The organism is Flavobacterium branchiophilum NBRC 15030 = ATCC 35035, from assembly GCF_002217205.1.
GTDB classification, from domain to species: domain Bacteria; phylum Bacteroidota; class Bacteroidia; order Flavobacteriales; family Flavobacteriaceae; genus Flavobacterium; species Flavobacterium branchiophilum.
Map to the genome: position 1 here is coordinate 56,921 of NZ_MUGT01000004.1, position 8,265 is coordinate 65,185.

Genomic DNA, 8,265 nt, shown 5'->3' on the forward strand with positions numbered 1-8,265 from the left:
ATATATTTGGTATTAAAATTAGCTAATGACATTGGCAGTCGTCGCCACAACTTTTATTGTTTTTTTTCTTTTTTGGAAAAAATTTATAAAATAGTGCATAAAGTGCCAATCCTAAAGTAGCAAATGATAAAATATCCTGTATCATAATTATTGTAAAATTTGATATGTTAATAAAGCCAACAAATATGCCAAACTGGTCATAAAAACAAGTTGAATCAGAGGCCATTTCCAAGAATTGGTTTCTTTTTTGGTAATAGCTATGGTGCTGGCACACTGCATGGCAAAGGCATAAAACAATAATAAAGACATGCCCGAAGCCAAATTAAAAGTTTGTTTCCCCGTCATTGGATTGATTTCTTGTTTCATTTTATTTTTTATGGTGTCGTTATTGTCTGTTTCGCCAACACTATAAATAGTTGCTAATGTACCAACAAAAACCTCTCTTGCTGCAAACGAACTGATAATGGCAACCCCAATTTTCCAATCGTAACCAAGTGGAGAAATCACTGGTTCGAGGGCTTTGCCCATAATGCCTATATAAGAATTTTCAAGCTTAAATGAGGTGATTTTATTGTTGAGTTGATTAGTTGTAAGGTGTTTGTTTTCAGGATTTTGAAGAATTATTTTTTCGGCATTATCAAAAGATTCTGTTGGGCTATAGGATGCCAAAAACCATAATATTACGGAAATGGATAAAATAATTTTTCCTGCTCCAGATACAAAAGCTTTGGTTTTTTCAAACACATTAAGGGTAACATTTTTAAGTAAAGGCAGTTTGTAATTGGGCATTTCGACTATAAAAAAGGTTTTGCATTTTAAATCCAATACCTTATTTAATATAAATGCAGAAAACAAAGCCATTCCAAATCCAATAAGGTACAAAAACATGAGTGTAAGTCCTTGTAGGTTTACAATGCCAAAAACCCTTTTGTCAGGAATAACAAGTCCAATAATAATTGCATATACGGGCAATCGGGCCGAGCAAGTAGTAAAAGGAGTTACCAAGATGGTTATCAATCGTTCTTTCCAATTTTCGATATTGCGGGTTGCCATAATGGCAGGTATGGCACATGCGGTACCCGAAATGAGCGGTACTACACTTTTACCAGAAAGCCCAAACCTACGCATGATTTTGTCCATTAAAAACACTACCCTGCTCATATAACCACTTTCTTCGAGTATGGATATAAATAAAAATAAAAAGGCTATTTGTGGTATAAATATTAAAATACCGCCTATACCTGGAATAATTCCTTGAGAAATTAAATTGCTAAAACTACCTTTTGGCAAATTTTGACTTAAATAAGTACTCAATTGTGCAAAAGTGTCGTCTATCAAATCCATCGGAATTTTTGACCATTCAAATATAGATTGAAAAATGCCAAACAAAATAATGAAAAATAGGAGGTAACCAAAAATGGTATGGGTTAATATTTTGTCTAAACGGCTTCGGTAATCCTTAGCCATTTCATGATCAATCGATAGGCCTTTTTTTAGGGTTTCGTTGATAAACTGGTACCTTTTGATGGTTTCTTTTTGTTGTAACCGCTTGAGTTCCGAATGGCTTTTTGTAAAAGACTTGGTTTCAAACGATTTCCGATTCAGATTCACAAAATTTACATCTTGAGTAATCAGAAGCCACAATTTGTATAACGATTGATTTGGAAACGTTTTTTGTAATTGGTCAAAATAAGCTTGATCAATACACGAAGCATTCAAACAAGGTGTGGTGGGTATATTTTTGTATTGTGTAATGGTGTTTTTTAGATCCTCAATTCCAATATTTTTTCTTGAGCTTACCAAAACAATTTTGGTTTGAAGGTGTTTTTCTAAAAATGGAATGTCCAACGAAATGCCTTTTGTATCCATTCTATCAATCATATTGATTACTAAAACAGTTGGGATTTCAAGATCTTTGATTTGAGTAAAAAGTAATAAATTGCGTTTCAAATTTTCTACATCTGCCACAACAAGGATGACATCTGGAAAGAGTTTATCGTTTTTATTTAACAACAATTCGATTACAACATTTTCATCAACAGAGCTGGCATTGAGGCTATATGTACCTGGTAAGTCCAATATGTTTGCCTTGATGTTGTGTGGCAAATTGCAAAAACCTAATTTTTTTTCGACAGTAATTCCTGGGTAGTTTCCTACTTGTTGGTTTAAACCTGTAAGTAAATTAAATACAGACGTTTTCCCAACATTTGGGTTGCCTATTAGCGCTATGTTGATATTTTGTTTAGACATTTTGGGTATCCTCTAAAAGGGTTATTTCAATTTCTTTAGCCGTTTCAATCCTAATGGCCAAATACGAACCATTAATATTCAAATACAATGGGTCGCCAAATGGAGCCACCTGAAGGAGTTCTACTACATTGCCAGGCAAACACCCCATTTCGAGCAATTTTAATGGAATTGCCTCAACATCAAAATCTTTGATGATGGCTTGGCTACCTTTTTTGAGTTGTGCAAGGGTTGTTTTCAAAACTTATTTAGATTGAATTAAGATTGCAAAAATAATCATTTTTAATTTACCAAACATCATATTTATCAGGATTATTGATTGCGTTACGGGTATGGAAATCAAACCGTATTTTACTTCAAACATGTTTTTAATTTTGAATTTATTTGTAATACAAAAAATAGAAATGAATTTAAAATGATAAAATAAATCAACATATTGCATCGCAAAAAATCACAAGATTCCCCTTTTTTTGACTTACAATGTGTAATATTATTGATTTTAGACCATTGATCAAATTTAAAAAAATGTAACAAATCACCCCAAAATAGTTACAGAACAATATTTAAAGCATTATAACTTATGGATTTAGAATATTTTAGTTGCAATTCAGAAAAAAAACGTATTTTTGCTTCGTTATATTTTACGTTTCAAAGTGCAAAAAATCATTTCATATCCAATTTCATTTCTGGCCTTGTTGCTATTTCTCATAGCCTTGGTCATTTTTCAGCCTATACAATGGGTTTGTTTGCGGGTTTTTGGCTATCAAACACACAAAAAAAGTGTTGATTATTTGAATTTTATTTTGGTTCGAATAGGGCATTTGCTAGGCACCACGTATAAAGTGAGTAATAGACATTTGATACCTCGTGGAGTGCCCATCATTTTTGTAGCAAATCATCAAAGTTTGTATGACATTGTATGTATGATATGGTTTTTAAGAGCTTGGCACCCAAAATTTGTTAGTAAAATAGAATTAGGTAAAGGAATTCCTAGTGTTTCATTTAATTTGAAATATGGAGGTTCGGTATTGATAGACCGAAAAGACCCAAAACAAGCGATTCCGACCATCAAAAAATTAGCTGATTATATTGAAAGCAACACCCGATCGGCTGTGATATTTCCTGAAGGAACCCGAAGCAAAACGGGAGTTCCAAAAGTTTTTTCGCAAACGGGTTTGAAAATATTATGCAAAAATGCTCCAAGTGCCTTTGTTGTTCCAGTAACAATTAATAACTCTTGGAAGTTTGTAAGGTTTGGTGCCTTTCCTTACGGATTGGGCAACAAAATTGAACTCCTTATACATGAACCTATTTCGGTAAAAGCCCATCATTTTGAATCAATTATGGAAAAAACCGAAAACACAATTACTAAATACATTAAAAATTAATATTATGTCTATAAAAAACATCCGATTAGAAGTGATGCAATTTTTAGAAAGCAAAGTCGATGATTTTGTGGATCAGTTTCTAATACCAGTAGAAAAAATTTGGCAACCATCAGATTTTTTACCCAATTCTCAAAGCGACACCTTTTTTGAAGAGGTTAAAGAACTCCGAGAAATAGCCAAAGATTTGCCTTATGATTTTTGGGTTGCCATGGTAGGCGATACCATTACAGAAGAGGCTTTGCCTACTTACGAGTCGTGGTTGATGGAAGTAGAAGGTGTAAAAAACTTAGAACGCAATGGTTGGTCAAAATGGATCCGTCAGTGGTCTGGCGAAGAAAACAGACATGGCGACGTGTTAAATAAGTATTTGTACCTTTCCGGTAGGGTAGATATGCGAGAAGTCGAAATGACAACCCAGCATTTGATAAACGATGGTTTTGATATAGGAACAGGAAGAGATCCTTATAAAAACTTTGTTTATACCAGTTTTCAAGAGTTGGCCACCTATATTTCTCATAATAGAGTGTCGCAAATTGCTAAAAAATTTGGTGATAACAAGTTGTCTAAAATGTGCAAAATGATAGCTGGCGACGAAATGCGTCATCATCATGCTTATAGCGAGTTTATCCACCAAATTTTCAAGGTAGATCCAAGCGAAATGATGTTGGCTTTTCAATACATGATGAAGCTCAAAATAACAATGCCGGCTCATTTTTTAAGAGAATCTGGCGAAAAAATCAGTACAGCATTTGAACATTTTTCTGACTCAGCCCAACGATTGGGAGTATATACAGCAACAGATTATGTAGAAATCATGCAAAAATTAATTGTTAGATGGGAAATAGATAAAATCACAGGGCTAACAGACGAAGCCGAAAAGGCACGTGATTATATCATGAAACTTCCAGCCCGTATGGCCAGAATATCTGAAAGATTGGTAGTTCCTGAAGATTCATTTATTTTCAAATGGGTACAACCTGCCCTCATTGGAGGATAAAAGCTGGCAAAACATTTTCTAAAAAAAGAAAACATATATAAAATTACAACCCTCAAAAGTTGTAGTTTTTTTTATGACAAAAAAAGCCTTTGTTCGTTGCGAAATTAGTAATTTTGCAGACTTTAAAAAAAAGTATAATGATTGTTTTTGAAACTAAAGCACATCTTGTTCAACATGTAGAGCAAAGTATTGCAAACCACAAAACTATAGGATTTGTACCTACAATGGGTGCTTTGCATGCAGGTCATTTGTCCTTATTGACAAAATCATTGCTCGAAAATCACATTACTGTAATTAGTATTTTTGTAAATCCAACCCAGTTTAATAATCCAGATGATTTACAAAAATACCCTCGAACATTGGCTGCCGATATTCAAAAAATTGAAAGTGTTTCTAGTACAATTATCGTTTTTGCTCCTAGCGTAAATGAAATTTATGAAGGACATACTCAAGCGGTGTCGTTTGATTTTGATGGCCTCGAAAAAGTAATGGAAGGTGCTTTTAGACCTGGCCATTTTGACGGAGTTGGTACCATTGTAAAAAAATTATTTGAAATTGTAAAACCTACAAACGCTTATTTTGGCGAAAAAGATTTTCAACAATTGCAAATCATCAAAAAAATGGTTCAAAAAAATCATTTGCCTGTAAACATTGTCCAATGTCCCATTTTTAGAGAACAAAATGGACTGGCTATGAGTTCTAGAAACGAACGTTTGACGACAACAGAAAGAGAACAGGCAAGTGTTATTTATCAAACATTATTGAATGCTAAAAAACAATTTCAAACAAAAACGCCTCAAGAAGTGCTACAAATGGTTGAAAAATCATTTGAACAAACACCGCTTTTCAAATTGGAATATTTTCAAATTGCCGATGAAAATACCCTTTTGCCCTGTATTTCAAAACAGGAACTACACAAATACAGAGCTTTTATTGCGGTATTTGTAAATAATATTCGATTGATAGATACTATTTTATTAAATTAATATAACTTTGTACCATGCAAATACAAGTAGTAAAATCCAAAATTCATAGAGTAAAAGTAACAGGTGCCGATTTGAATTACATTGGCAGTATTACCATAGACGAAGCCTTAATGGAAGCCTCAAACATAATTGAGGGCGAAAAAGTAGCTATTGTAAACATCAATAATGGCGAACGCTTGGAAACGTATGCCATAAAAGGGCAACGCAATTCGGGTGTGATAACGCTCAATGGTCCTGCTGCTCGAAAAGTTCAAAAAGGCGACATCATTATTATAATTGCTTATGGTATATTAGATTTTGAGGAAGCCAAATCGTTTAAACCATCGTTGGTATTTCCAAATGAAAACGACAACTCTTTAACCTAGTTTTGTAGTGAAAGCAAAACTAACCAAAATATTTTCGATTGTCTTTCCATTGGCATTGGGGGCTTTTTTGACTATTTATTCCTATAATCAATTTACCGAAGATCAAATACTTGAAATAAAAAGCTACTTCAAAAACGCCAATTATTTTTTTGTGGCATTGGCATTATTTTTGGCTTTTTTGGGCAATGCTGCCCGAGCTTATAGATGGAAGTATGCCTTAGAACACATGGGCTACGAGTCGTCTTTTGCCAATAATTTTATGGCCGTAAATGTAGGATACCTGCTAAACCTAACCGTTCCAAAATCGGGCGAAATATCTAGAGCCGTGATTGTAAAAAAATACAATAACATACCATTTGACAAAGGTTTTGGAAGTATTGTTGCCGAGCGAATTGTAGATATGTTTTTTTTGTTGGGTTTCGTTATTTTAGCATTTGTATTGCAATTTAACATTGTAAAAACGTTTATTTTAGACAAAATGCCAATCACAAAAATAATTATTTTACTATCAATTGGTTTGGCTTTTGGATTGGTATTATTAGGATTATATTGTTACTCTAAACACCGATGGATTTTGTTTGTTAAAGAGAAAATTGCTGGTTTGATAGAAGGCGTTTTGAGTATTTTTAGAATGAAAAAAAGGGGCAAATATTTGCTTTTTACCCTATTTATTTGGGGTTCATATATTGTAACTTTTTATATATCTACTTTTGTTTTTGCCGAAACGTCTCATCTAGGATTTGGTGCTATCATTTCAGCTTTTGTTGTTGGCAGTATTGCTATAGCCTTTACCAACAGCGGATTTGGCTCTTATCCGTTTTTAATTTCAAAAATTTTAGCCTTTTATACCATTGCAGAAACCACTGGAAATGCCTATGGATGGATCATTTGGACTTCGCAAATGTTTTTGGTATTGGTTCTTGGATTGGTTTCGTTTGTATTACTATCTGTTCGAAACAAGCATTAAAAAAAATCAATTGGCATCAATCAATTTCTAAAACTTGACGGTTAGATTTTTAAAAGAAAACAACCTTTGTGTTCTAAAATGTAACTGGTTTTGTCCTTCAAAATAATGGAACTTTTATTATATTTGCAAAAAAAATTAGTTCAAAATATTATGTCTGCATTTTATAAATTATTAATCAAAAAAATGGAACGAGAAACCAAAGATGCTGTTTCCATTATGTTTCAAGTTCCAGAGGCACTAAAATCTCAATACCAATTTATTGCTGGCCAATATGTTACCTTAAAATTGACATTGGATGGCAAAGAAATTAGAAGGGCTTATTCTATTTGTTCAGCTCCTTATCAAAACGAATTAAAGGTTACTGTAAAAGCCATTTCAAACGGACTTTTTTCTGTTTTTGCAAACGAAAAATTAAAAGAAGGCGATTTGCTCGAAGTGGGTACTCCAGAGGGCAAATTTGTATATGAACCCAAGCCCGATGTTCAACGCAATTATATGGGATTTGTTGCCGGAAGTGGCATTACACCCGTGATGTCTATCGTAAAAAGTCTATTGAAAAACGAGCCCAATAGTACTTTTGTTTTAGTATATGGCAATAAAACAATTGAAGATATTATTTTCAAACAAGAATTACACGACTTGCAATCTCGTTTTGTTGGAAGGTTGTTTGTAGAGTATGTGTTGAGTCAAGCTCCAAATGCCTCCACCTTAACAGGTCGGATAGACCATGCAAATACTCAATTGATACTCAATTTATACAAAGAAATCGAATTTTCAAAATACTTTCTTTGTGGGCCAGAGGGTATGATAAATGCCGTAACAGAGGTATTGAAAGAGCAACATGTGGCCGAAAAAAATATTAAATACGAATTGTTTTCAACAAGTGCTTCAAACGAAACGGCTTCGGATTCATTATCTGGACACACTTCCATTTCAATATTGTTAGACGACGAAGAAATTACTTTTGAAATGTCGCAAAAAGATACCTTATTGGATGCGGCACTCAAGCAAGGTATCGATGCACCGTACTCTTGTCAGGGCGGTATTTGTAGCTCTTGTTTGGCCAAAATTACTAAAGGAAGTGCCATAATGAAAAAAAATGCCATACTAACCGACGAAGAAGTAGCACAAGGATTGGTACTAACCTGCCAAGCACATCCAACATCAAATGAAATTTATGTAGATTTTGATGATGTATAATTCATTTGTTTTAAAAAAAACCACAATTATCTAAAATTGTGGTTTTTTTTATCAGGTTATTTAATAATGAAACGTTGTTTATACCAAATATATTTATAAAATAGTCCAAAGATGC

General features: G+C 33.4%; 9 protein-coding genes. 6 read left to right on the top strand and 3 right to left on the bottom strand.

Annotated features, from left to right (window positions below):
- Window positions 1-22 precede the first annotated feature (22 nt).
- The 3 genes from B0A58_RS00605 to B0A58_RS00615 are packed head-to-tail and all read right to left on the bottom strand — an operon-like array spanning window position 23 to window position 2,488.
- On the bottom strand, window positions 23-145 hold the full coding sequence (locus B0A58_RS00605; protein WP_089079433.1) for a FeoB-associated Cys-rich membrane protein: 123 nt from the start codon (window positions 143-145) through the stop codon (window positions 23-25).
- A 2-nt stretch (window positions 146-147) separates the two neighbouring features.
- A complete protein-coding gene (gene feoB, locus B0A58_RS00610) occupies window positions 148-2,250 on the bottom strand; it encodes a ferrous iron transport protein B (RefSeq protein ID WP_089079434.1) in 2,103 nt (700 codons plus the stop codon).
- Complete coding sequence (locus B0A58_RS00615; protein WP_014082906.1) at window positions 2,243-2,488, bottom strand: FeoA family protein; 246 nt, start codon at window positions 2,486-2,488, stop codon at window positions 2,243-2,245. The genes feoB and B0A58_RS00615 overlap by 8 nt, the downstream gene beginning before the upstream one ends.
- A gap of 412 nt (window positions 2,489-2,900) precedes the next feature.
- Between B0A58_RS00615 and B0A58_RS00625 the strand changes: the two genes are divergently transcribed.
- From B0A58_RS00625 to B0A58_RS00650, 6 genes are all read left to right on the top strand, one after another.
- Window positions 2,901-3,635, top strand: a complete 735-nt coding sequence (locus B0A58_RS00625; RefSeq protein ID WP_089079436.1) for a lysophospholipid acyltransferase family protein — start codon at window positions 2,901-2,903, stop codon at window positions 3,633-3,635.
- Window positions 3,636-3,639: 4 nt separating this feature from the next.
- Window positions 3,640-4,632, top strand: coding sequence for an acyl-ACP desaturase (locus tag B0A58_RS00630; RefSeq protein ID WP_014082908.1), 993 nt, complete (start codon window positions 3,640-3,642; stop codon window positions 4,630-4,632).
- A gap of 137 nt (window positions 4,633-4,769) precedes the next feature.
- Window positions 4,770-5,618, top strand: a complete 849-nt coding sequence (panC, locus tag B0A58_RS00635; RefSeq protein ID WP_089079437.1) for a pantoate--beta-alanine ligase — start codon at window positions 4,770-4,772, stop codon at window positions 5,616-5,618.
- Window positions 5,619-5,632: 14 nt separating this feature from the next.
- Entirely contained in the window at window positions 5,633-5,983 is a 351-nt protein-coding gene (gene panD, locus B0A58_RS00640; protein ID WP_014082913.1) for an aspartate 1-decarboxylase, read from the top strand.
- Between the two features lie 7 nt (window positions 5,984-5,990).
- Window positions 5,991-6,950 (top strand): lysylphosphatidylglycerol synthase transmembrane domain-containing protein, encoded by a 960-nt coding sequence (locus tag B0A58_RS00645; protein ID WP_089079438.1) that lies wholly within the window; start codon window positions 5,991-5,993, stop codon window positions 6,948-6,950.
- A 150-nt stretch (window positions 6,951-7,100) separates the two neighbouring features.
- Window positions 7,101-8,150 carry a ferredoxin--NADP reductase gene (locus tag B0A58_RS00650; protein WP_089079451.1) on the top strand — a complete coding sequence of 350 codons (1,050 nt, stop codon included), beginning with the start codon at window positions 7,101-7,103 and terminating at the stop codon, window positions 8,148-8,150.
- Window positions 8,151-8,265: the final 115 nt, after the last annotated feature.